The sequence below is a fragment of the Mesorhizobium sp. P2_F8 genome, from assembly GCF_056403655.1.
In genome coordinates this window covers 17,643-40,964 of sequence record NZ_JBFUFB010000002.1, presented here as the reverse complement: position 1 = coordinate 40,964, position 23,322 = coordinate 17,643, and the positions used below count along the sequence as shown (strand labels likewise).

The window sequence follows — 23,322 nt, the reverse complement described above, 5'->3', positions numbered from 1 at the left end:
ATTACCTACGCATCGACCTACGCATCGAAGCTGCCAATATCTGGTCCTGGGGCACTTCAACTTGGTCGTCGACGATGACTGCTTTCGGGAATCGACAAAGTCGTCTCTGCATCCGATTTGCGGCGCAAAGCGGATGTTGATCATGCAGAGAAGATTGGTTCTGGGTTCGTGTCCCTCTACCACATTTCAGCAAATTCAATCAGTGGCTTAAGTGCCATCAAGGCATAAGGGCGCGAGTAGCCGGGTCGTCACAGGGAAGCCCGCCAGTGCGTTTCCTGAACAGGGTCCGGTCCGACACCGGTTAACCGCGAGTCCAGGCGCCCGTCAGTTAGGCTTCATTTAATCTTCTGCTACATCTTGGCGACCGCCTCTAACGCGCTCGCCACCGTGGCGTCGGGGTGCTTCTTGCAATAAGCAGCGATCTTCTCTGCATTGGCATCTGTCTTGTCAGTGTCGATTTCGGGGTTGCCAGCTTTGCCATGGACATAGCCGTTCACCCACATGGCAACGCGAGCAATCTTGGCGGGCCGCATAGCAATCACCTCCTTGCAGGTGAGCGTCGACATGTCCACTTCCTCCGCCATTGCGTGGCCGGTCAAACCGATAATCGCAACTGCGAGTGCAATCGGAAAATAGCGTTTCATGGTCAGAGTCTCCTCCCGAAAGCCCCGCCTTTGGCTGGCTACCAAGAAACAGTAGTATTCTGTTGGAAGTATGACATTCACGCCCCGTTGCTCTTCGGCGATAGATCAGCCCGATGCCTTGCATACGCACTCTTCTGACCGTGGCAGGTTCAGTTCGCCAGCAACCAAGTCGATCGATTCGGCCACATCCGGATCGAGGTCTATGCCTTCTACGTTTCGCAGCAGCAGAGCTGCCCGCCGGAGCAATATCTGCAGGTCGTATGGCCAAAACCTGAGCCCGCCATGCCGGGCGGCCGAACAAGATCGCGGACGACGCTTTGCTATCTCGTCGAGCGCTGGTATCATCGAGGGCGTCAAATGCGGCTATGGTGTGAGTTTCGGTTATCCGCCGGCGGATCTTATAATCGCTACCCGTAGCCAGGTGCATTGTCAGGGCAAACACCGATCCGTCTGGGCGACCGAACAGGAGTGAACAGTTGAGCCCCCTTCTGACGGAGATTCGCCAAAGCCCCATGCTTTGGTTGCTGGTCGCTGTGCCGGTGGTGTTCGCCGCCGCGAAGTTCACTCCCGAAGCCCACACGGCGCTCTTTGTCTTGTCGGTGCTTGCCATCGTACCGCTGGCGGGGTTGCTCAGTCACGCTACCGAATCCGTTGCCGCCGAGACAGGTGATGCCGCCGGTGGGCTACTCAATGCCACCTTGGGAAATCTGACCGAGCTGGTCATCGCACTGGCCGCCCTGCGCGCCGGAGAGTACACGTTGGTAAAGGCATCCATTGCCGGCGCGATCGTCACCAACACGCTGTTCATGCTGGGGGCCTCGTTTCTGCTCGGCGGACTCAGATACCATTTCCAGGAATTCAATAGAGCCAGCGCGCGTCTTCAGTCGGGTCTGCTTTTCTTGGCAACAATCGCCCTCCTCATGCCTTCGGCTGTCGCAGAAGTGGACTCGACCTCAACTGCAGCGGTCACCCAAAAGCTCAGCCTTGGCCTGGCCGTTCTGCTGATCGTCGGATATGGACTAGGCCTGTTGTTCTCGCTCCGTACACATCGTGAGGTCTTTGCCGCGGCGGAGCATGCCGAAGCAGGTGAAGCACCGTGGCCGATTAGACTGGCCCTAGCCACGCTGGTCGGTGTCACAGTACTCGTGGCCCTGGTCAGCGAGATCTTCGTCGAGTCAGTTCAAAAGGCAGCCGAAGCTTTGGGGATGACCCCTGCTTTTGTCGGCTTTATCGTCGTCGCACTGGTTGGTGGCGCCGCCGAAATGGCCTCGGCGTTTTCCGGCGCGCGCAAGAACCGGCTCGACTTGAGCGTGGGGATCGCGCTGGGAAGCGCTTCCCAGATCGCTTTGTTCGTTGCACCCGTGCTGGTGCTGCTGAGTTACCTGGTCGGCCCGTCGCCGATGGACCTGCAGTTCTGGCCGGGTGCCGTGGTGATGGTGCTAATCGCGACCCTAACCGCGATGTTCGTCACGAACAGCGGACGGTCGGCATGGTTCGTCGGCGTCCTCGTGTTGATGGTATACATAATCTTCGCCATGACGCTGTACATCCTGCCGCCGGCTATACCGTGAAGTCAACGTGACCATCGGCGGCGTTCCTGACCGTGAACAGCAGAAAGGTCGGAGATCATGTCGGCAAAGACACGCGACAAGCCGCAAGCAAGGCAAATGAGGCGTCTGTTCTTCTTGGCGCTCGTCCAGCAACTTCGTGTGGTCTGGCCCATCCTGTCGGGGATTCTCCTGGTCATGGTTGGGTCCGGGCTTATGATCTGGCGCATAGAGAGTTGGCGGATCGACGAGGCCCTCTACTTCACCTTCGTGACAGGGCTCACTATCGGCTATGGCGACTTTACGCCCAAACATGTTTCGGCGCGGTTGCTGTCATTGGTGATCGGTTTCGCAGGGATTGTGCTGACTGGGCTCGTTGCGGCTGTCAGCGTGCAGGCTCTGAGGGTGACGGACCGCGATAGCTCAGGATCGGATTAGCCCAGCCATACCTCAAAACCATGCCCTTGAGGTGGCGCGAGGTTCAGGCTGCGTGCTTCTCATAAGACAACAACGTGCCCTCTTTGCGCACTTATGTATGGCTCATGTGTTGACTTTGGGCGGCCGGCGGCCAGTTAGTGTGGGTGCCAAGTCTGTTGAGCCCGATCGGAAGATGCTGGGTTACCTCTTACCTATCGGCTACCGCCCGATCCTGTCGCTTCTTCGCGGCACTGGATTCCTGCTTGCAGCGACAGGGTTGCATGGCTTGCTCTTGCCGTTGCGTGGGCAGGCGGAGGGCTTTTCGACAGCGTCGCTTGGCCTGCTCGGAACTGCCTGGGCGGGCGGCTTCGTCGCCGGCTGCATCTTCGCACCTAGGCTTGTCCGTCGGATCGGGCACGTCCGTGCGTTCGGCACCTTTGCAGCGGCTGGTGCAATCATCGCGCTGCTGACGGGTTTGATAATCGAGCAGTATGTGTGGATCGCTCTGCGCGCCTTCACAGGCTTCGCCATGGCCGGCGCCTATATGGTCATCGAGAGTTGGTTGAACGAGAAGGCGACCAATGACAACCGCGGCCGCGTCTTCGGCCTCTATATGATCGTGTCCTATGTCTCGATCATGGCCGGCCAGATGATTGTCGCCATAGGCAACATCGGGGACGCGTCATTGTTCATGGTCGCGGGGATCTTCTTCTGCCTCGCGTTGATCCCGACGGCGGTATCATCGGCAGTGACACCGCAACCGCTTGAGGATGTCACTCTCGATCTGAAAGGTCTTTATGCTACTTCCCCGATCGCTCTGGTCGGCTGCCTCATGACAGGTATTGCCAACGGAGCCTGGGGGACGCTCGGAGCCGTCTATGGTGCCCGCATCGGAATTGGCAACGCGGGTATTGCACTGATGGCAAGCGTAGTTGTGCTCGCCGGTGCCGCTCTCCAGTTTCCCGCGGGTCGACTGTCCGACATCACCGACCGCCGCTTTGTGCTGGCCGGCGCGGCGGTCGGAGCGGCCGCATTCGGACTTCTCATCTTCGTACTCCAGCCACGATCGGCGGCACTCGTGATTGTCACCACCGCAGCCTACGGGGGCCTGGCCTACACCCTCTATTCGGTCGCAGTGGCGCATGCAAACGACCACGCCCGCCCGGACGAGTTCGTCAAGGTGTCGAGCGGTCTGCTGTTATTCTATGGGTTCGGCACAATTGTCGGGCCGATGCTGGGAGCCGCGGTGATGACCAAGATGCGACCGGAGAGCCTGTTCCTCGCAACGGCCCTCCCTCACGCAGTGCTCGCCGCATATGCTCTCCTGCGTATCAGCCGCCGCGCTCCGGTATCGCAGGCTGCAAAGGGGGCGTTCAGGACACTGCCGGCCGAACGGGCTGTCACGCCCGAGTCGCTGCGGCTCGATCCACGCACCGTCCCGGCCGCAGAGTGAAACAAAGCGCGGTTGGCGGGCAAATCAGCTGATAGGAACGCCTATGCCGGATCCCCGAAACCGCGTTCTATGTGCGTGAACGAACACAAGCGGAAGAAGCTAGGTTTTCCGAGTCGAATATGTCCCCTCTAGGAGCACTACTCGGCTCGCGGCCGCATACGCATGCGCGGCAGCATAGTTCGGGTCGAGCAGACGCACCGAGCCCGTTTCGCGGACTACGATCAGACTGGCTGTCCGCCTCCTTCAGGCACCAGATGTGGTGGCGGCCTTGCTTGCGTACGGCACCCTCGACCTCCTGTCATCGGGCGATGACAACACGGCGTAGGCGATCAGTGGGGCGATGCTGGCATAGATGCCGGTCTCGGGGGGCAGTCCGGCCATAGCGGGATAGGCGCGACCGCCAGCCCGCGCGAGCGCGAGATTGTTGGCCGGACTCTTGCGGCTCCTCGGTTGCCGGTGTTTACGAGCCTCTCGGGCTATCGATTGGGCTGGTTGCGCAGCGACGTGTCGGCCGGACTCGCAGTGGCAGCCGTGGGGCCTCTTTGTCGTTTCCGAGCAAGTGGATGCAATCGGCGCCATCGGCATCGGGCCAGTTCGGCGCGCTGGTCGCGAAGGTGCAGCGGATGTGCCACCAGCGAGCGGGTAAGGACAGGAGGAAGAACTCATCGCCGGGACGGCGACGAACTCCGAGCCGGAAGGATGTCGTTCGAATGCCGCCGATCCGTGCCCTCGTCACACGGTTCAGTGGCGTGTGACCTCCGTCGAAAGCCCGGCTTCTCGCAATGCTGCCAAGACCTTGTCGGCCAGGTCGGGATTGGCGTTGACGCCGGCCAAGTCGGCCAGAATGCCGCCGCCACGACAAGGAGCGAGTTCAACAATCCTCTGGACAGCCCGGGCGGCCTCTTCCTTCCGCCCGAGGCGAACGAGGGAGATCGCTCGGGCCACAAAGCCATGCGTCACGTCCGGCATGTCCACATCACGCGCTTCGGCCAGCGCCTCTTCGTAGCGTCCGTTCACGAAATGATAGAGGGACAATCCCACGCAGTTGGCGCCGAGCCGCGACAGTTGTTGTGCGGAGGCCTTCTCGAGCAGTGGAACTCCTTTGCCCCATTCACCCAGCAAGGACCAGATCAGACCCAGATCGGTCATGATGTCTGTCGCGTTGGGGTTGAAGGCGAGGGCCATCTGCATGGCCTTCAGGCTGGCGGGCACGTCCTGAGCAAACCAATAAGCCAGTCCCCGAGCATGATGGCCGCGGCTGGAATCGGGAGCCAGCTGGACCGCCCTATCCGCAAGCTCTATGGCCTGCCGGCGCAGTCCAGAGGGGGACTCCGTGGGTGCGAACCCAAACCGATGCCCATCGGTGTACAGTTGAGACAGGCAGGCGAACGCCTCGGCATAATCCGGGTTGGTGATTGCGGTTCGTTCGAGACACTGACGCGCACCTGAAAAGAGGTCCCTCCGGTAGGTCCGCTTGTACTCGTAAAACCTGATGACGCACTCGACAGGACTTAGGGACCGCGGTTCCTTCGCTTGGGCAGCGGCATAGGCTATGCTGCTGATGACGCCGTAGGGTTGTGCCAACGCGCGCACAAGCGAATTCGCCACCTCGTCGCGGATGCTCAGCACATTCCCGCATTGGAGGTCTCGTTCGAAGCTCTGCCCCCAGAGCACCCGCCCGGTCCGTGCTTGAACTAGAACGGCTTTCACGTTGAGAGAGCCGGCGAAGAGTGCGGTGCTGCCGCTCAGGACAAACTCCCCATTCGCATTACGGCGTTGCTCACTGGCTGCCGCCGATGCGTAATGCGCGTCCGAAGGCCGTTCAAAGACGGCGATTTCGGGGAAACGAGCTAGACCGATTGTAACCTGTTCGGCAAATCCGCGATTGAAATGCAGGAACATAGATTGATCGCCTTCGGCATCAAATGGCGCCACAAGGATCGTCGACGCGCGCTCCGTTCCAGCCGGTTCGCTGGGGGCATTCGCCTGTGCGTCATTAGCTGACGGTGACCAGAGGGCAGCAGTCTGAAACTCGGGCACATAGCCGCCTTTCGGCATGGCAATCCTGATCGAGCTGTTGTCGCCGCAGGTGAGATAGAAGCGCTCAAGCGATCTGCGCAACCGGCGGGCTTCCATCCGTACCACCGGATCAAGCTGGGGATCAAAGTTGACGTCGCGGCCAAACACTTCGGTCGCGATGTTGTATGCCTTGATGCGCCCTCCCCTGCCTGCCAGCGCTTCTTCGACCACATATGCAAGGAACCGCCGATTGCGCTCAGACGCGTCGAACCGAACGGAATCCATCACGCGGTCCAACTCGCGGTGGATTTCATCGGAGCGCKATGTTGCAGGATCAGCAGTCGCTGCGCCGTCATAGCGGTCCAACGCAGCGGCGGGAGAGGGGGTAGTCAGGCAGCGCATCTCGTCCGCGTCAATCATTTCGACCCTCCACGAAGGCAGAGACCTGCTCATCGACTCTCGACCGTTGACATTCGCGCGAATGGGAGCAAGCTCTAAACTTAGAGCGGGGAGATGGGAATTGTACCGGCGATCAGTGGCCGTCAAGACATTGTCCCTAGGGACAAGTTACAACCAGGTAACGCACCGCCGAAAAGAAAGAATGCTTTTCACGTTAATACAAAGTTAGGTAGTGCGATTCTGCCTAAGATAACGTCAAATGGCAATTTTGGCATGGGCACCTTCGATGAAGCCCTGAGCGACCAAGTTCATGCTGAGAACGCGAGCTGGGCGCCGGCTGTGGGTTGTCGCTCTTGACTGAGAAGGATTGCGGCGCGGCGTTCTACATCACGCTGCTCGCGAATGCCGGTGCGATGTGATTCCGATGGGCAGCCTAGTTCATATTGTAGACGACGATAGCATGTTCCGTCATGCAACCGCGCGGCTGCTGCGCCTGCACGGCTACGAGGTTGCCGAATACCCCAGCGCAGACCAGTTTCTGGCGCAGGTTTGCGCCGGGGCGGAAGTTGGCTGCATTCTCCTCGATGTCAGCCTGCCCGGCTTGAGCGGGCCTGCCCTGCAGCGGCGACTGGTCGAGATTGGTTCGCCGTTCCCGATCGTCTTCCTCACGGGTCACGGCGACATTCCGACCACGGTCACTGCGATCAAGTCCGGCGCCGAGGACTTTCTGACCAAGCCGGTGGCGGGTCAGGTCTTGCTCGAAAGCATCGGACGCGCGATCGCGCGGCACGATACAGAGTCCAAGCACCAGCAACGGATGCGAGATGCGCACGCACTGCTGGAAACGTTGACACCGCGCGAGCGCCAGGTGTTCGACTTCATCGTGCGGGGGCGCCTGAACAAGCAAACGGCTTACGCTCTCGGTATAACCGAACGGACGATAAAAGCACATCGGCACAGGATATTCGAAAAACTTGGCGCCCGGACGATTGCCGACCTCGTCTCGCTCGCCGAACGCTTGGGAATTCTGTCAGAGCAGGCCGACGCCGACCTGAGCTCGTCCGCGAAGTCGCCTGCCTGACGTTTTTGCATTTGCTGTAAGATTTGCGTCCAACATGTCCGACTGGACAATAGCAGCGATCGCGTTCGCCTTGCTATTCTGGATCGAGATCAACCCCGACAACCGAGTTGAGCAGCTACTCTGGATGTCCAATCTGGATGAATAGGGTCCATGCGCATACTGGTCGTCGATGACGATCCCGGTTTTCTCAAGGGAATCGCGAGGCTGCTGAGAGCAAAGGGCTTCGAGGTTACCGGGTATTCCTCCGCCGAGGAATTTCAAGCGTATGCAGACCTGCGCGATGCGGCCTGCCTCATCCTAGACATCCATCTTAGCGGCATCTCGGGAATAGAACTCGCGCTTCAGCAGCGCAGATCAGGTTCCGATGTCCCGGTCATCTTTATCACCGGCAATGGGCATAAGGCGACCCAAGACGCCGCCATGGCTGCAGGCTGCGCAGCCTATCTCGAGAAGCCGTGTCCGGCAAAAACATTGATGGACGCCTTGTCTGCCGCCCTGCAGTCCCGCTGAGCCACGCTTGCCTCTCTGGCGCGGTTATGAATGAAGGCATGTGATGAGGCGCGCCCCAGGATGTATGGCATCCGACATCGCCGCTACTCCTTGTTAACCGTCGGCCGTTCTTCGTCACCCAGCAAGCGGCGGATGATCTCGTCTTCGAGTTCGGACACCAGGGTCGTGTATTCGGAAATCTCTGCCGGCCGCCTTGGCTTCGCTTTCTTCAGTCTGGTGAGCGTCGCGCGAGCCAGCCGGTAGTCTTCACACATATCCCGCAAGACCTCGTCCGAGATGCTGCGGGCCTTGATCAACTCCGCCACATCAACGAACCGGACCATCGCGGCCGTCAGCGGCATTGACCTGTTGCTCGGGTCTTTCATTGGTACTTCGCAGACACTCGCATTAGTTTGCCCCTTCGCCTGAAGGATGCACAGCGGCGACAAGTAAGTTACAGTAGCCGGCGCAACGGCCGTGAGGCAGTTGCGCCTTCCATTTCGAAACTCCTGGCGGCTCACCGGAAATACCGCTGCCCGAGCCGCCGGATCACGCGGTTGATGGCACAATCCAACCGCCCATTTTCGCGAGGGCAGCGGCAGAGATCATCTTCTGTTCGGCAACCGTGCCTCCGTGACGGCGCGTCACATCGTAGAACCGCGACTCCCAACGGTTCTCCAACAGAACGACGACTTCGGAATGCCCAGGACGCAGTCGCTCCGCGCGCCGGCGAAGGTCGTCAGCAGACAGACCAAAGTCACCGGCACCAGCCGCTCGCGCCGCCGCCTTTGCGCTCGTCCGGATTTCTGCCGTGTCGCCGCGCGCTTGGGCTGCAAGCGCTGCGATCAAGGCATTGACCTCGACGACGTCCTCGCCGTCCTCCAGGTGCCCACCTTGCATTCCCGATATCCTGCCCTCGCTGTCCTTTCTCGTAATCGCGAATGCATCCGGGCGAACCAACCCGCCCTCGAACAGCTGTTTCAGTTCAGCGAGGAAATCGAACGGCAGCAGATATCTCGGGAAATGGATGCTTATCAGATCTATGGAACCTAGCTGGCTCAAATCGAGCTTTGACAAGTCGAATTGATCGGTGCCTGGGCGTATCGCCGACTCGTTTCCTTTTATGAATATTGCGACGCGATGCATTTCGGCAGACCTGGCATGCGCGATGCCTCCCATGATCTGATGCCAATGCTCGTCGAATGCCGATCTGGGCACGAAGCCCTTGCCCATCCGTATGTACGGGTCCTGGAAGTAGACGTAGTCGGCGTCGACCGAGAGAACCACAATGTAGTGCCCGCAATCCCACTCGTCGGCCGCCGATTCCGGCGTGTCCTTCTCGCTCCTCCAGACCTGCCCCAACGCGATCACCGGATGACCGGCGGACGTGAACCGCTCCAGATCGTCGAGACTAGAGTTCTCTTTCATCTCGGCATCGAAACCCAGCGCACGAGCACCACGAACCAGATCTTGAGGAAAGGTGCCAACCTCGGGGTTAGTGCCGAGGAGCCTCATCAGAGCCTCCTCTTCCATCTCCTGGCCCCAATAGCTGAACACCGACTGCAAGGCCGATGCGCCGCAGGAGTACTCGGTCATCTGTCGGGTCTGTTTCAAAAGGCGGAAATGCGACATGACCCGTTCCCATGTGGGGTGGGCTGCGGCCGTCGCCGGATTATGCGGGCGCTGTAGCCGAGCGCTGAAAGAGCCTGCAGTTTGCTCTGCTATATTGATCGCGGTGTCACCCGCCACGATCAAGAAGCAGAAGGTAAGTTACGGTAGCACAAGGCACAGCTGCTGGCCGTCGTTCGGCGGCTCAGATGTTGTCCTCCTCGGTCGAGGCTCCGCTCGCTGCCGGCATTTCCCGTCAGGCCCCGTTTCCATGCGCTGATCTCCCGCGGACGTGTTGCTGACGAAGACGCTTTCTTGGTACATCGCCGCGTTATCGGCGTATCACTGCCTCGCCACGACAGGCGTCGGATCTTCCTGCATCCAGGCGTTCAGCAGGGTATAGGCCACGGCTAGGACGGTAGGGCCTATGAAGATGCCGAGGATGCCGAACGCAATCAGCCCGCCAACCACCCCGGCAAGGATCAGAAGCAAGGGCAAGTCGGCCCCTCTCCGGATCAGGATCGGTCGAATGAACTGGTCGATCGTCATGGCGACAATTGCGAAGAGCAGCAGAACGGTCGCGCCGAGGGTGCTGCCTGAATAGTACATCCAGATTACTGCCGGGATAAGCACCAAGCCTGGACCGAGTTGTATCAGGCAGAGCACGAACATCAGCGCTGTGAGCAGCACCGCGAATGGCAGGCCGACCAGCCGCAGGCCGATGCCGGCTATGATGCTCTGTGCCAAGGCCGTCACAACGACCCCCAGCGCCACACTGCGAATCGCCTGACCCGCCAAATAAATGGCCTTCTCTCCACGATCGCCGGCCAATCGTCGGCCGAAGAGTATCATCGCAGCCGCCGCCTGTTCCCCCTTGGCGTACATTACCGCCGCGATGGCGGCAGTCAGCAGGAATTGCAGGAGCATGCTGCCGAGGCCTCCGGCAGCCGATGCGATCCACTGTGTCAGCGCGCCAGCATAGGGAGTAAGCTTGGGTGCCAGTTCATCCAGGCCAGCCGAAGACAACCTGCCCCATGCCTCGGCGGCCCGAGCCCCAACCACGGGAATTCCGGCCAGCCAATCCGGGGGGGGCGGTACCCGCAGGGACAGCAGCATGCGCGCCATGTCGCCGATTACATCTATGTTGGTGACGACTGTGCTCACCGCCGCCCAAAGCGGCACGATAAGAACCAGCAGCACCGCCAAGGTCATCACTAATACCGCAATGCCACGGCGGTTGCCTGCGTAGCGCTGCACGCGAAGCAACAATGGCCAGGTCGCGAGAACCAGCGTCGTAGCCCAAAGGAGCGCCGGCAGGAACGGCCGCATGATCCAGATGCTGGTAACAAGCAGACCGCCGATGAACAGCACGGTCAACGTGATCCGCCCAAGGTCCTGGTGCCGGGAGGTCACCGCTGGAACGCTTGGCGGCGTAGGGTTGTCCGATTCCAGGAGAGGACCACCGATCGGCATGACTGGAGCCCCTATCAGGCCATCGTGATGGCGCGTCGCCGCTGCCAGACGTACACCGGAATACCGAGCAGCAACAGGACCAAGCCATAGAGGACCGGCTCCGCTCCGCAACCATAGAGCGTGAACATGGCGAATACGAACGCCACAAGTTCGACGGCGGTCACGCGCGGGATACGCGCGCCGCCGCTGACACGTGCCGAGACAAGGCTGCCTGCCAAGGCGCAGAAGGCGTAAGGGATGACCGCTGCCATCGTGCTCAAGCCAACGACCAGTGTGTAGAACGCCGAGAAGCCTCCTGACCCGGCAGCCTGAACGAGAACGAGCAGGGTCGCCAACACAGCCGAAACCACGATTCCGATCGCCGGGACATTTCGCGACGACAGGCTGCCGAAAAGCGGTGGGAACAGCCCGTCGCGCGCCGCCGCCATTGGCACCTGCCCCATCAGCAAGGTCCAGCCATTCAGCGCACCGATCGACGACAGGATCACCGCGATCGCAATCGAGATCGCGCCTGCGCGCCCCCACATCACACGAGCTGCGTCGGAGAACGGAGCGATCGAATGGACGAGTTCCTGCCGCGGCAAGACGCCCATGACCACGATCGTTCCTAACACATAGAGGGTCGCAGCGATTGTGATCCCCAGCACCGTTGAGCGGGGAATCGTGCGCTCCGGGTCGCGGACATCGCCGGCAGGGACAGTGGCCGACTCGAGCCCCAGGAAAGCGAACATTGTCAGCGGCGCAAGCGCCGCGCCTGCTTGCAGGATTGGCAGGCCGCTCGGATTGAACTCGCTGAAGTGCGAGGTGTCGACGTAGAGCAGGCCCACCACCGCGACGGCTCCGAACGGCACCAGCTTGGCGTAGGTTGTGACCTGCGACATGAGGCCGGCGGCGCCTACCCCTCGCAGGTTGACGAAAACGACAACCCAGATCGCGCCCAAGGTAAGGGCGACGACCATCCCACGACCCCGCAGCATGGGGAACAGGTCGACCACAGCCCCAGCAAGGGCGACGGCGATTACCGGCAGCGAAGCCCAGATCGATATCCAGTAGCCCCACGCGATGAGAAAGCCGGGAAAGTCGCCATAGGCCAGGCGGGTATAGGCGTAAGGTCCGCCCGTCGCCGGAGCCAAACGCGCCAATCTGGCGAAGGTCAGCCCCAGACAGATTGCCCCTGCGCCCATTACAATCCAGGTCAGGATCGCAAGGTTGCCATAGGGGGCGACGGCAGCGGGCGACAGGTAGAAACCCGACCCGACCATGTTACCGACCACAATCGCCGTGCACGCCGCTATCCCGAGGCTTTTGCGGCTTTCCGAATGCGGTGGCAGGCCCTGTTCGGGTGCGGAAACGACTCGCCCGGTGGCGGTTTCGCTTTTGGTCGGATCCAAGGCTTGCATTACCAAGAATTCCAATCTGTTGGGCGGGAGATGCCTAGTGGTAGCTAAGGCCCGTGAAGCCCCCACCGATAATTGTGCCCTTCTCGCCCCGCACGATCGCCTCGATGTCGGCAAGTGCGCCGATGGCTGCCATGTGACCCGTCGCCCTCGCAAATTGACAGGCAGCATCGACCTTCGGACCCATCGAGCCGGCGGGGAACGTGTGCTCCGAAATTGCTTCTGGACTGGCCCTGTGGATCGCCTTGGCCTGCGGCGTGCCCCACCCCAGGAATACCGCCTCCGCGTCGGTCGCCATCACGAGCAGGTCGGCATCAAGCTCGCGGGCAAGGAGCTCCGTACAGAGGTCCTTGTCGATGACCGCCTCGACGCCAACGAGCTTGCGGTCGGAATCGGGCGCGTACATCGTAGGAATGCCGCCACCGCCGGCGCAAATGACGACCGTACCTTGATCCAGCAGCCAGCGTATCGGCCGCATCTCGAAGATGCGCTTCGGTTGCGGCGATGGAACGACGCGGCGCCACATTGTGCCGTCGAGCTTGAACGTCCATCCCTTTTCGGCCTTGATCTGTTGCGCTTGCGCCTCGTCGTAGATAGGGCCGACAAACTTGGTTGGATTCTTGAACCCTGGGTCGTTACCGTCGACCTCGACCATGGTCAGCAGTGTGGCGAATGGTACCTCGAACGGCAGCAGATTGCCGAGCTCCTGTTCGATCATGTAGCCGATCATGCCTTCCGTCTCAGCACCTAAGACATCCAGCGGATAGGCCTCGTCCGCCTTGTAGGCTGCCCCTTGCAGTGCGAGCAGGCCAACCTGCGGACCATTGCCATGGCTGATGACCAGCTGGTGTGCGGAGGCAACCGGCGCCATAGCTATAGCCGCGGTACGGATGTTCCTGCGCTGGACTTCCGCCGTCATCGGTTCGCCGCGTTTCAAAAGCGCGTTGCCGCCAAGCGCGATCACGACCCGCATTCGGTCAGTCCCCCAAAGTCGCGACGAGAAGTGCCTTGATCGTGTGCATTCGGTTCTCCGCTTGCTCGAACGCGACGTTGGCTTCCGACTCGAACACGTCGTTGGTAACCTCAAGTCCGTCAGCCATGCCGTAGTTCTCGGCGATTTGCTTGCCAAGGACGGTTTCCGTGTCGTGGAACGCAGGGAGGCAGTGCATAAACTTTACCTGCGGGTTGCCGCTGGCTTTCATCATGGCAGAGTTCACTTGGTAGGGCTTGAGCAGCTTGATACGCTCGCCCCAGACCTCCTTGGACTCGCCCATCGAGACCCAAACGTCCGTATGGATGAAATGCACGTCCTTCACCGCGGCCTTGACGTCCGCAGTGATCGTCAATCTCGCGCCGGATTTCTCAGCCAGCTTCTTGGCGATGCTCGTGTATTCATCGGACGGCCAGAGTTCCTTGGGACCGCAGATACGCACATCCATTCCCATCAGGCATCCGACAATCATGAGCGAATGCCCCATGTTGGAGCGGGTGTCTCCGACGTAAGCGTATTTGATGTCGGTGATCGGCCTGTCGCCATTCTCGCGCATGGTCATGACGTCGGCGAGCATCTGAGTCGGGTGGTATTCGTCGGTCAGCCCGTTGTAGACCGGAACTCCGGCATATCTTGCGAGGTCCTCCACCCCCTTTTGCGCCGATCCCCGATACTCGATCGCGTCGAACATGCGTCCCAACACGCGCGCTGTGTCCTTGAAGGACTCCTTGTGCCCGATCTGGGAGCCGGCCGGATCGAGATAGGTGACGTTGGCGCCCTGATCGTAGCAGGCGACCTCGAAAGAGCAGCGCGTGCGCGTCGAGGTCTTCTCGAAGATCAGGCAGATCTCCTTGCCTCGAAGATGCATCTGCTCGGTGCGGGCATATTTGGCGCGCTTCAGGTCGCGGGCGAGGTCGAGCAGATGCTGAAACTCGCGCGGCGTATAGTCCTGTACCGTCAACAGCGAGCGGTTGCGGAGGTTGAAGCTCATGCGTTCTCTCCCTTGAGAAGTGGTGACCGGTTCAGTCGACAGGGTCACGCCAGACAGGACAGGTCATGCAGTGCCCGCCGCCACGGCCTCGTCCAAGCTCGGCGCCCCGGATGGTGATGACTTCCACGCCGGCCTTTCTCAGAAGCGTGTTGGTGTAAGTGTTGCGGTCGTATGCAACGACCACCCCAGGCTCGAGGGCGACGACATTATTGCCATCGTCCCATTGCTCGCGTTCGGCCTCAAATGCGTTGCCGCCGGTCGGCACGGAGCGGAGCCGTTTCAAGCCAAGTGCCTCTTGTACGACCGCGAGAAGCGGCTGCTCGTCGCGACGGACTTCGAAATGCCCTTCGTCGTCCAGGGGGTGTATGCTGAAGCACCTGACCTGATTGACGACTTCCTCGAAGATCGTGACCAGATCGCGGTCGCAGAACGTGAACACGGTGTCGAGATGCATCGCTGCCCGGCTCTTGGGCATGAGGCACCCGACGACGCGCGTGGCGGCCTTGTTGCGAAAGAGCTCGAGAGCCAACTGGCCCACGGCCTCATGGGTCGTCCGTTCGCCCAGGCCGACGAGGACGACGCCRTTACCGATCGGCATGACGTCTCCGCCCTCGATCGACGCGCTGGCGAACGACTCGTCGGAGTCGCCCCACCAGATCTTGAAGTCAGCCTCTCGGAACGACGGATGGAATTTGTAGATCGCACGCTGAAGCAGCGTTTCCGGCTTGCGCGCGGGCCAGTACATGGGGTTGCAGGTGACGCCGTTATAAATCCAGCACGACGGGTCGCGCTGGAACAAGGTGTTGGGTATCGGCGGCAGGATGAATTCAACTCCTCCGAAGGCCTCGACCATCATCGCCTTGCCGATCCCGTCAGGCAGGTCGGAGATCGTAATCCCGCCGATGAGGTGCTTGCCAAGTCGCGTCGCCTCAAGCTCGTCCAGCCAAGGCCGCATAAACGAAGCGTTCTGGAAGCCGACCGAATTCGGCGTGATCAGCCTGTCGAGCACGAACCGACGCCCGTCGGCCTGCTCCAGGGTCTCGGCAAGAAGGTCATGCAATTCAAGGACTTCGATCCCCCGCTGCTGCATTTTGAGCACGAAGTCGAAATGATCCTTCTGGGCCTCGTGGACCCAGAGCACGTCATCGAAAAGCAGATCATGGCAGTTCCCCGGCGTCAGGCGTTGATGAGCGAGAGAAGGTTTGCAGACCATGACCGTCCGCAGCTTGCCTACCTCCGAATGCACCCCAACTGTCCTCATGCCCCTCGTCCTTCAAGGTACTGGCGTGGCCCAGCCCGCGATCACGTATGAAGTCCTGCGCCGCGAGACGGCACACGCCACCGGATACTCGTTCTCCCGAACGGCTCGCTGTGTCTGACATCGGACCAAGGAGAACTGGCGCTTGAAGCATTGATTGTCGTCGGCGACGTCGCAATCAAGGATCAGGGAGTAAGTTACCGTAGCGTTCCCTGCCCCTTGCCGGGAGCTCCGGCAATTGGTGATGCCGCGCGACACGTAGTCGGTCGTAAAGGCAGCCCCAAAAGAGACGTTGAAGGAATCTGCGGAGTTGCAACGATATCCTGGGGCATCGGCGCCGGCGGCGTCTCAGGCCCAAGCTCCTCGTCATGAGCGCAGGCTCGCCCTGCAATCAGGATGGCGGCTGCATTGACTGCGCTATCTCATTTTTTGGCTGGCGACGTGCCGATAGGCACCACCTGCTCATCTAGCGTGGTAATATATATTCTACGTGAGAACTATTCTGGCAATGCGCTCTGACGGAAAAAGGCTGTTACCTCGTCATCTGGTGCCCCGAACCATTTCGTGTACAGATCGCGAAACTCCTTTGATGAGAATTGCAGGCTAAGGGATCGATCCACGACCAAGCGAAAATCATCGTCGTTTCGCGCCATCGTCAGCGCAATCGGCTGAGAGGTGAACTGCCTGTCGAGAACCATCAAGTCGGCACCTGACGGGTTGCCGGCAGCGGCTTCAACGAGGATCGACCGATCCCCGAAGAACACGTCGCTCGTGCGGTCCAGCACTCGCATCGTGCCGGCATCGTAGCTGTCCACAGGAACTACCTCTGCCGTCAGTTGGAATTCGTTCAACCGCTTCTCAAGCCATGACTGCCCAGTAGTGCCGGAAACGACCGAGAAGGTCTTGTCCTCGAGGATCTGCGCCGGCGAACCACGCCAGATGGGGCCGGATGCCGGCCGGCCAGCGAGGACATCCTGCAGCGCCCGCGGAGCATCCGACCTGAGCATCGCAGCGATGCCACCGGGAAAGATGGGTATGGAAAACGACACCTGCTTCCGTCTTTCCAGCGTGACCTCTGCACCGCATAGGAGATCGATCTTGCCCTGCTCGAGCGTAGCAAAGCGATCTTCGACAGCGACCGGAACCCATTCAACTTTCAGGTCGGCAATGCCAAGCTCTGTTTTGACTTCGTCTGCCACGTTTTGGCAAAGCGTAATCGAATACCCGGTGGGCTTGCCCCCGTCGTCGAACGAGAACGGCCGGGCGTCGGCGCGATAGCCGAATACAAGTTTCCCGGCTTGGCGAACCCGATCGAGGGTAGCGGCTGAAGCCGGGATCGCGTCAAGGAGCGCAAGGCCAACGCCGATGCCCACGGCAAGGAGGCCAAGGGCACCGATACCATGCCGGCGAGCGGCTTTCTGCTGTGCGGCTTGCATGTGTTGTCCTCCTGTCGAGCGCATTGCCATGCCCCAGTTCAGGCTGCCGCTGCACGCGCCGGCGTGCCTGCCTGCCCGCTGAAACGAGGCGCAAGGAAACCCCAAATGATGAAAGCGAGCGCCGTCACCAGCATGCCGCCCATCACCGCCGAGTGGCCCGAGGCGTAGAGTGCATAGGTGCTGTAGAGCATCGCCACCGTCACGATGAACACGTTGAATGCGTACTTCGATCCGGACACGCCTGCCGACTTCATCATGATCACGAGAGCCGAAAGCGCTATGATGTATGGCAGCACGTTGGTGACGACCGCCAGGTTCACCAACGCTGCGAACTGTTCGCTTAGTGTCGGTGAGATCGTCATCAGTGCGAGCAGCGATTGCACGACAGCCATCACGATCATGCCGGTAACCGGCGCCCCCATGCGGTTCACCTTGGTGAAGAATGCTGGGAACATCCTTTCGTCGGCCGCCGCCTTGCCGGTCTGGGCGATCGTGAATTGCCAGCCGAGCAGCGAGCCCAGACATGCCATGACGGCCAGAGCCATGATGATCGATCCCACGAACGGGTTGAACATATGCGCATAGGCCAGGCCGAACGGCCCGGTCGACTTGGCTAGTTCCTCATTCGGCACGATGCCCTGAATCACAGTGGTCGACAAAATGTAGATCGCTGCGGCCCCAAGCGTTCCGAACAGGCATGCCAAAGGCACGTCGCGTTTTGGGTTCTCGACCGCGGCGGAGTTCTGGGCGGCAGATTCCATCCCCAGGAAAGCCCAAAGCGTCAGCGCGATGCTGGAGCCCATACCCCCACCCAGGCTCAGCCCGTGCGGATTCCAGGCCGCGCCGAAAGTGCTGGGGCTAAACCAGAACCAGCCGAAGACAGACAGCAGGCCCACCGGGATAATGACGCCCCAAACCGTGATCGACCCGATACGCCCGGTTATGCTTGGGCCGCCGAAGTTGGCAACTGTCGTAAGCCAAAGCAGGAAGATCAGGCTGACACATGTCGCCACCGGCGTCGCCGAAAGCGCGGGCAAGAACGACGACAGGTATCCGACAGCCGATATGCCGATGGCGACGTTTCCGATCGCAAGGGACAGGAAATACAGGATGAAGACGAGGAAGTACCCCGACTTGCCATATGCATCCTCGGCGTATGCCGACATGCCGCCCGGACGCTGATTGAAAAGGCCGGCCTGGGCAAAGCCGTACGCGATTGCCATTGAACCGAGCGCCGTGACAATCCACGACAGCAGGGATATCGCACCGACCTTTGCCATATTGGTCGGCAGCATGATAATGCCGGAGCCCATCATGTTGACCGCCACGATGAAGGTCAGCTGCATCAAATTCATGCGTTTCGGCTGCGGTTCTTGTGGCATGGTGCTCCTCCTCCGGTGTGGATCCGGCCCTCACTCTTTGACCACGTAGGTGTGGAACTTGATGCGGCCGTCGATCCTCTCCTGGTAGACGCCCTGCACTTCGTAATTGAATCCGGGAAAGCGATTGAACGACTCCTCGAATGCAAGGAAGTAATCGAGCATCGGCCGGGCTTTCTCATCCCAGCGCTCGCCCGGGACCACCACGCCGATGCCTGGCGGGTAGATCAGCGCAAGCGTGGCCGAGATGCGGCCCTTGATGGCGTCCAGCGGGACGTAGTCGACGTCGTTCGCGACCAGCGCCTCGTATGCCTTCTCGGAAGACATCGCGAGTTCGGGGAAGCTGGACGCCCTGAAGCTCTGCCGCTGCAGGTCCTTGACGTTCGCCGCACGGTAGAAATCGTGCATCTCCTTGCAGATCTTGCGGATCGTATACCCGGCATAGCGCTGGCTGTGCGCCGCGCTCACGGTCGGCAGGATCTCGGGCAATGGCGCATCGCGATCCCACAGGTTCTTGAACTTGACCAGCTTCGCGATCAGCGTGTTGAGCTTGCTCTCGTCTTCGGCCGGAGTCATCAGGAACAGCAAACTGTTCAGGTCGCACTTCTCCGGCACGACCCGCTGCTCGCGCAGATAGTTGGCGACCACCGTCGCGGGAACGCCGAAGTCGAGATAGTCGCCGGTCTTGCGGTTGATCCCGGGGGTCAGTAGCGCCAGCTTGTTGGGATCGACCATCGCGTAGCCGTCGACGTAGCCGGAATAGCCGTGCCACTTGGCTTGCGGATGGAAATTCCAGCACTGCTGCTCCCGTTTGAGCACATCCGTCGGCAGGCTTTCCCAGGGCACGTCTTCGACGTCCGGGGAAAAGGCCGAGTTGCGGATTGTCACCCTGTCCGGCACGAATGGGTCGAAGAACCACTTCTCTTCGTCACCCTCTCCATTCTCCTCATAGAAGCGGCTGAATTCGCGCAGTTTCTTGCGGCATTCGATTCCAAGCGCGATGCAGCGGTCCCACAGCATCTCGCCGGCCTTGCCCTCATGCATCTTGGCGTTCACCTCCAGCGAGGCGAACAAGGGATAGAAGGGCGAGGTAGAGGCATTCATCAGGAACGATTCGTTGAAGCGCTTGTGCTCGACGAACCGACGCTGGCCGCTGATATGCTCGTCGCGCTTGTGGATCTGCGAGGCCTGCGAAAAACCGGCGCCCTGCTTGTGGACGGACTGGGTCGAGAACAGCCCCGGCATCTCTGGCCCCAGATCCTCGATACGCATGGGACTGTGGTCTTCGAACAGCGGGTGGAAAGCGTTGTAGCCGATCCAGGCTTCATCCCACAGGACGTAGTCGCAGAGGTGTCCGATTTTCTCCATCACCTTGCGAACGTTGTAGACGGTGCCGTCATAGGTAGCGAGTTGGATGCAGGCGAGGCGGAACGGCCGCTTGGCCTTGTACCTCTCCGGGTCATCGACCAGCGGATTGTTGCGGATTTGCTCGCGCAGATAGTCCTCGTCCCAGGCACTCCAGTCGACGGCGCCGATCATGCCGAACGAGTTGCGCGCGGTCGGCAGGAAGGTCGGTATCGCGCCGGCTTGCACCAGGGCGCCCTGATGCAACGATTTGTGGTTGTTGCGGTCGAACAGTACCAGGTCGCCGCGCTTCAGCACGGCGTTGGCAACGATCTTGTTGGAGGAGCTGGTGCCGTTCAGGACGAAGTATGTCTTGTCGGCGCCGAACACGCGAGCGGCGTAGCGCTGTGCCTCGACCGCCGGACCTTCGTGGATGAGGAGGTCTCCGAGATCGACATCGGCGTTGCACAGATCGTTGCGGAAGATGTTCTCGCCGAAGTGTTTGAAGAACAGCTGACCGGTTGGCGACTTTCGGTAGAACTGGCCGCCCTGGTGGCCGGGGCAGTCGAAAGCGATGTTGGCCTCCCCGTCATAGGCCATCAGCCCCCCGAAAAATGGAGGCAAAAGGGTCTTTCCGTACATCAGTAGGCTGGCAACGACCTGCTTCGCATAGAAGGCAGGGGTCTGCTGGCCAAGGTAGATATAGCCGTCGACCTCGCCGGTCTGGGCGAGCACCGCCATGTCGGCGAGTTGCCTTGTGTCGGCCAGCGCCCAAAGCGGCGTACGGAACCCGATGCCCCGCACCGCCCTGCCTAGGCTGCGTGCGCCTTCGAGGCGATCCCCGTCGATCGATGCGATGTAGGCGCCCACCGAGGCATCCTCCGAGACGTCACGATCGGGACTGTCGGCAATCTCGATCTCGAAGCCTTCGGCCGCAATCTGGTCGAGCAGAACTTTTGTCTGGGGATTGGTGTCGTCGACAATCGCGACGATCTTGAGAAGCTTGTGGAAGGGGATCGCAGTGGTTGGTGATTTGACGTCACGCGGGATCATCGCTCACCTCGTTCGCTATGCAGTCGACAAGGTAGCGCCGGCCACTCGGCGTCGGCTCGAAGCGCAGTCCGTGAATATCCGTTTCGAAACCGGGGAATTTCGTATCGAAGTCGCGCGCGTAGAGCAGGTAGTCGTGAATCGACTTGGTCGCTTTGGTGAGGCGTTCGCCAGGCATGATCAGCGGAATGCCCGGCGGATATGGCACCACCATCACCGCAAGCGTCCGTCCCATCAGCCCGTCGATCTCGACGCTTTCCACCCGGCCGCGCACGAGGTTCTCATAGGCATCGGCCGGCCGCAGCGCCATCTCGGGCAATGTCGTGTACATCTCGCGCTGAGCCTTCGGCAGATTGTCTGCGCGGTAGACTCTGTGCACCATCTCGCACAGATCCTTTAGGCCCGTTTCGGCGTAAGCAGCGGGATGCGCGTCGACCAGAGCAGGCAGCACATTCTTCAGTGGCGCGTTGGCATCGTAGAGCTGCTTGAAGTTGAGAAGCTCCGTCACCAACGTGCTCCACTTGCCCTTGGTAACGCCCATGGAGAACAGCACGAGGAAGGAATAGAGCCCGGTCTTTTCGATCTCGATGCGCCGCGCCGACAGGAATTTGACGACCACCGCCGCCGGGATGCCATGCTCCTGCATGTCGCCGTTTGCCGACAGTCCGGGGCTAAGGATCGTGACCTTGATCGGATCCACCAGCACATGGTTCTCGGCCAGGCCCTCGAAGCCATGCCATGCATCACCGGGTTTCAGGACCCACTCCGATTTGTCCTCGGCCGGCCGTTCGGCGATCGCATCGGGCTGCCATACGTCGAACCACCAGGAGTCCTTGACTTGATTTCTGACCGCCGTCATGGCGCGACGAAAGCTCAGCGCCTCTTCTATCGTCTCCTGAACGAGGGCACGGCCCGCCGGTTGCTCCATCATTGCCGCGGCGACGTCGCAGGAGGCGATGATGCCGTATTGCGGCGACGTCGAGGTGTGCATCATGAACGCGTCGTTGAAGCGGGCCATGTCCAGCCGCTTGTTCTCGGCGTGCCGGAGGTGGATCATCGAGGCCTGCGACAGGGCGGCCAGAAGTTTGTGCGTCGAATGGGTGGTGAAGGTGATCGCGTTGGGTGGTCGGCTCGGATCGGCTGAGGAGATGCCGTGATAGCCGTCGTAGAATTCGTGGAAATTGGCGTAGGCGTACCAGGCTTCGTCGAAATGCAGTATTTCGACGGAATCGCCGATCGTCTGCTTTATCGCATCCGCGTTGTAGCAGAGGCCGTCATAGGTCGAGTTGGTGACGACCATCAGGCGGACCTTGCCGCCCGTCCCGCTGGCGAACTTGTTCGAAGCGATCTTCTTCTTGATGGATTGCGGCGTGAACTGATCCCTGGAGATCGGGCCGATGATGCCGAGACCGTTGCGCGACGGTATGAGATAGATCGGTGTGGCGCCCGTCATGATCAGCGAATGCAGGATCGACTTGTGGCAGTTGCGGTCACAGAGAACCAGGTCGCCGCGGCTCACCGTCCCGTGCCAGATGATCTTGTTGGCCGTCGATGTGCCGCCCGTGACGAAGAGCGTCTCGTCCGCGCCGAAAATGCGCGCGGCATTGCGCTCGCCCTCCGCAATGGGGCCGGTGTGGTCGAGAAGCGAGCCGAGCTTGCCGACCGACACGGAGATATCCGAGCGCAAGGTGTTCTCGCCGAAGAACTCGTAGAAAAGCTGCCCGACCGGGCTCTTGCGGAACGCAACGCCACCGCCGTGTCCCGGCGTGTGCCAGGAGTAGCTGGCCTGGTACGTGTATTCCATCAGCGCCTTGAACATCGGTGGCGGAAGGCCCTCCAGATAGAGCTGTGCTGCTCGCACAATGGCTCGCGCCATGAACTCGGCTGAGTCCTCGAACAGCCGCATGAAGGCATTCGCGTGCTTGAGCACGCTGGTCGGAACCATTTCGGCAGTGAGTTCGTCGCCGAACAGGAAGATCGGCAGCCGCTCGTTGCGCTTTCGTTTGGTAGCCAGGACCTCTTCGAGCACCTGCCATCGTGTTTCGGCGTCTTCCGATCCGTCGACGGAGATCAGCCAGCAGGACTCGTTGTTGAAAATTTTGACGAGCCGCCGGGCATCCTTGTAGGTGATGCCGGAGACGACACGGAAGCCTTCCTTCTCGATTGCGGCGGCAAGCTCTTGCATGCCCCGACCGGCGGCGCTCTTGCCTTCGAAGTCCTCGTCGATGATGGCGATCGGGAATGCTTGGACTTCACGCATGATCTGCTCCCAATGCCTCCATATGCCCGGGCTTTACGTGCCAGCAGTTAGGCCTAGTGGCGGGTTCTTGCACTCAGGCAAAGGTT

18 protein-coding genes are annotated in these 23,322 nt (G+C 60.6%); 5 read left to right on the top strand and 13 right to left on the bottom strand.

Annotated elements, in window-relative coordinates; all coding sequences use genetic code 11:
* Positions 1-350 precede the first annotated feature (350 nt).
* Positions 351-644 carry an HdeA/HdeB family chaperone gene (locus tag AC1DZP_RS03845; RefSeq protein WP_477300231.1) on the bottom strand — a complete coding sequence of 98 codons (294 nt, stop codon included), beginning with the start codon at positions 642-644 and terminating at the stop codon, positions 351-353.
* A 476-nt stretch (positions 645-1,120) separates the two neighbouring features.
* On the opposite strand from AC1DZP_RS03845, the gene cax reads away from it, so the two are divergent.
* The 3 genes from cax to AC1DZP_RS03830 all read left to right on the top strand — a co-directional run bounded on the left by cax (position 1,121) and on the right by AC1DZP_RS03830 (position 4,061).
* The gene (gene cax / locus AC1DZP_RS03840) at positions 1,121-2,215 is read left to right on the top strand and encodes a calcium/proton exchanger (RefSeq protein ID WP_477228303.1); all 1,095 of its coding nucleotides are present in this window, start codon (positions 1,121-1,123) and stop codon (positions 2,213-2,215) included.
* 57 nt (positions 2,216-2,272) lie between these two features.
* Positions 2,273-2,629: a potassium channel family protein gene (locus tag AC1DZP_RS03835; RefSeq protein ID WP_095081969.1), complete on the top strand. Its 357-nt coding sequence runs from the start codon at positions 2,273-2,275 to the stop codon at positions 2,627-2,629.
* 172 nt (positions 2,630-2,801) lie between these two features.
* A complete protein-coding gene (locus AC1DZP_RS03830; protein ID WP_477228334.1) occupies positions 2,802-4,061 on the top strand; it encodes an MFS transporter in 1,260 nt (419 codons plus the stop codon).
* A gap of 741 nt (positions 4,062-4,802) precedes the next feature.
* On the opposite strand, the gene AC1DZP_RS03825 is transcribed toward AC1DZP_RS03830, so the two are convergent.
* On the bottom strand, positions 4,803-6,500 hold the full coding sequence (locus AC1DZP_RS03825; RefSeq protein ID WP_477300229.1) for a tetratricopeptide repeat protein: 1,698 nt from the start codon (positions 6,498-6,500) through the stop codon (positions 4,803-4,805).
* A 403-nt stretch (positions 6,501-6,903) separates the two neighbouring features.
* Between AC1DZP_RS03825 and AC1DZP_RS03820 the strand changes: the two genes are divergently transcribed.
* Both AC1DZP_RS03820 and AC1DZP_RS03815 read left to right on the top strand, forming a co-directional pair.
* Entirely contained in the window at positions 6,904-7,560 is a 657-nt protein-coding gene (locus tag AC1DZP_RS03820; RefSeq protein ID WP_477300227.1) for a response regulator transcription factor, read from the top strand.
* A 150-nt stretch (positions 7,561-7,710) separates the two neighbouring features.
* On the top strand, positions 7,711-8,070 hold the full coding sequence (locus AC1DZP_RS03815) for a response regulator transcription factor (protein ID WP_477300225.1): 360 nt from the start codon (positions 7,711-7,713) through the stop codon (positions 8,068-8,070).
* Positions 8,071-8,153: 83 nt separating this feature from the next.
* Here the strand turns inward: AC1DZP_RS03815 and AC1DZP_RS03810 are convergent, their stop codons facing one another.
* From AC1DZP_RS03810 to AC1DZP_RS03760, 11 genes are all read right to left on the bottom strand, one after another.
* Positions 8,154-8,435 carry a hypothetical protein gene (locus AC1DZP_RS03810; RefSeq protein WP_477300223.1) on the bottom strand — a complete coding sequence of 94 codons (282 nt, stop codon included), beginning with the start codon at positions 8,433-8,435 and terminating at the stop codon, positions 8,154-8,156.
* Positions 8,436-8,598: 163 nt separating this feature from the next.
* Positions 8,599-9,681: a cysteine peptidase family C39 domain-containing protein gene (locus AC1DZP_RS03805; protein ID WP_477300221.1), complete on the bottom strand. Its 1,083-nt coding sequence runs from the start codon at positions 9,679-9,681 to the stop codon at positions 8,599-8,601.
* A 318-nt stretch (positions 9,682-9,999) separates the two neighbouring features.
* A complete protein-coding gene (gene ydiK, locus AC1DZP_RS03800) occupies positions 10,000-11,070 on the bottom strand; it encodes an AI-2E family transporter YdiK (protein ID WP_477301142.1) in 1,071 nt (356 codons plus the stop codon).
* A 74-nt stretch (positions 11,071-11,144) separates the two neighbouring features.
* Complete coding sequence (locus tag AC1DZP_RS03795; RefSeq protein WP_477301140.1) at positions 11,145-12,461, bottom strand: amino acid permease; 1,317 nt, start codon at positions 12,459-12,461, stop codon at positions 11,145-11,147.
* 103 nt (positions 12,462-12,564) lie between these two features.
* Positions 12,565-13,500, bottom strand: a complete 936-nt coding sequence (arcC, locus tag AC1DZP_RS03790; RefSeq protein ID WP_477300219.1) for a carbamate kinase — start codon at positions 13,498-13,500, stop codon at positions 12,565-12,567.
* Positions 13,501-13,504: 4 nt separating this feature from the next.
* Positions 13,505-14,509 carry an ornithine carbamoyltransferase gene (locus AC1DZP_RS03785; RefSeq protein WP_095081987.1) on the bottom strand — a complete coding sequence of 335 codons (1,005 nt, stop codon included), beginning with the start codon at positions 14,507-14,509 and terminating at the stop codon, positions 13,505-13,507.
* Between the two features lie 31 nt (positions 14,510-14,540).
* Positions 14,541-15,770 (bottom strand): arginine deiminase, encoded by a 1,230-nt coding sequence (locus AC1DZP_RS03780; RefSeq protein WP_457152263.1) that lies wholly within the window; start codon positions 15,768-15,770, stop codon positions 14,541-14,543.
* Positions 15,771-16,264: 494 nt separating this feature from the next.
* The gene (locus AC1DZP_RS03775; protein ID WP_477300217.1) at positions 16,265-17,203 is read right to left on the bottom strand and encodes an amino acid ABC transporter substrate-binding protein; all 939 of its coding nucleotides are present in this window, start codon (positions 17,201-17,203) and stop codon (positions 16,265-16,267) included.
* Positions 17,204-17,241: 38 nt separating this feature from the next.
* A complete protein-coding gene (gene potE, locus AC1DZP_RS03770; protein ID WP_477228313.1) occupies positions 17,242-18,585 on the bottom strand; it encodes a putrescine-ornithine antiporter in 1,344 nt (447 codons plus the stop codon).
* A gap of 30 nt (positions 18,586-18,615) precedes the next feature.
* Positions 18,616-20,979: an ornithine decarboxylase gene (gene speC / locus AC1DZP_RS03765; RefSeq protein ID WP_477300215.1), complete on the bottom strand. Its 2,364-nt coding sequence runs from the start codon at positions 20,977-20,979 to the stop codon at positions 18,616-18,618.
* A complete protein-coding gene (locus AC1DZP_RS03760) occupies positions 20,966-23,236 on the bottom strand; it encodes an Orn/Lys/Arg family decarboxylase (protein ID WP_477300213.1) in 2,271 nt (756 codons plus the stop codon). Before AC1DZP_RS03760 ends, speC begins: the two co-directional genes overlap by 14 nt.
* Positions 23,237-23,322: the final 86 nt, after the last annotated feature.

What these genes read in the sequence shown, in the direction of transcription:
- AC1DZP_RS03820 (WP_477300227.1), top strand. Translation starts at nt 6,904, where the DNA reads ATGGGCAGCCTAGTTCATATTGTAGACGACGATAGCATGTTCCGTCAT.
- AC1DZP_RS03835 (WP_095081969.1), top strand. Translation starts at nt 2,273, where the DNA reads ATGTCGGCAAAGACACGCGACAAGCCGCAAGCAAGGCAAATGAGGCGT.
- AC1DZP_RS03815 (WP_477300225.1), top strand. Translation starts at nt 7,711, where the DNA reads ATGCGCATACTGGTCGTCGATGACGATCCCGGTTTTCTCAAGGGAATC.
- AC1DZP_RS03830 (WP_477228334.1), top strand. Translation starts at nt 2,802, where the DNA reads ATGCTGGGTTACCTCTTACCTATCGGCTACCGCCCGATCCTGTCGCTT.
- speC (WP_477300215.1), bottom strand. Translation starts at nt 20,979, where the DNA reads ATGATCCCGCGTGACGTCAAATCACCAACCACTGCGATCCCCTTCCAC.
- AC1DZP_RS03760 (WP_477300213.1), bottom strand. Translation starts at nt 23,236, where the DNA reads ATGCGTGAAGTCCAAGCATTCCCGATCGCCATCATCGACGAGGACTTC.
- AC1DZP_RS03845 (WP_477300231.1), bottom strand. Translation starts at nt 644, where the DNA reads ATGAAACGCTATTTTCCGATTGCACTCGCAGTTGCGATTATCGGTTTG.
- AC1DZP_RS03785 (WP_095081987.1), bottom strand. Translation starts at nt 14,509, where the DNA reads ATGAGCTTCAACCTCCGCAACCGCTCGCTGTTGACGGTACAGGACTAT.
- AC1DZP_RS03805 (WP_477300221.1), bottom strand. Translation starts at nt 9,681, where the DNA reads ATGTCGCATTTCCGCCTTTTGAAACAGACCCGACAGATGACCGAGTAC.
- arcC (WP_477300219.1), bottom strand. Translation starts at nt 13,500, where the DNA reads ATGCGGGTCGTGATCGCGCTTGGCGGCAACGCGCTTTTGAAACGCGGC.
- potE (WP_477228313.1), bottom strand. Translation starts at nt 18,585, where the DNA reads ATGCCACAAGAACCGCAGCCGAAACGCATGAATTTGATGCAGCTGACC.
- AC1DZP_RS03775 (WP_477300217.1), bottom strand. Translation starts at nt 17,203, where the DNA reads ATGCAAGCCGCACAGCAGAAAGCCGCTCGCCGGCATGGTATCGGTGCC.
- AC1DZP_RS03810 (WP_477300223.1), bottom strand. Translation starts at nt 8,435, where the DNA reads ATGAAAGACCCGAGCAACAGGTCAATGCCGCTGACGGCCGCGATGGTC.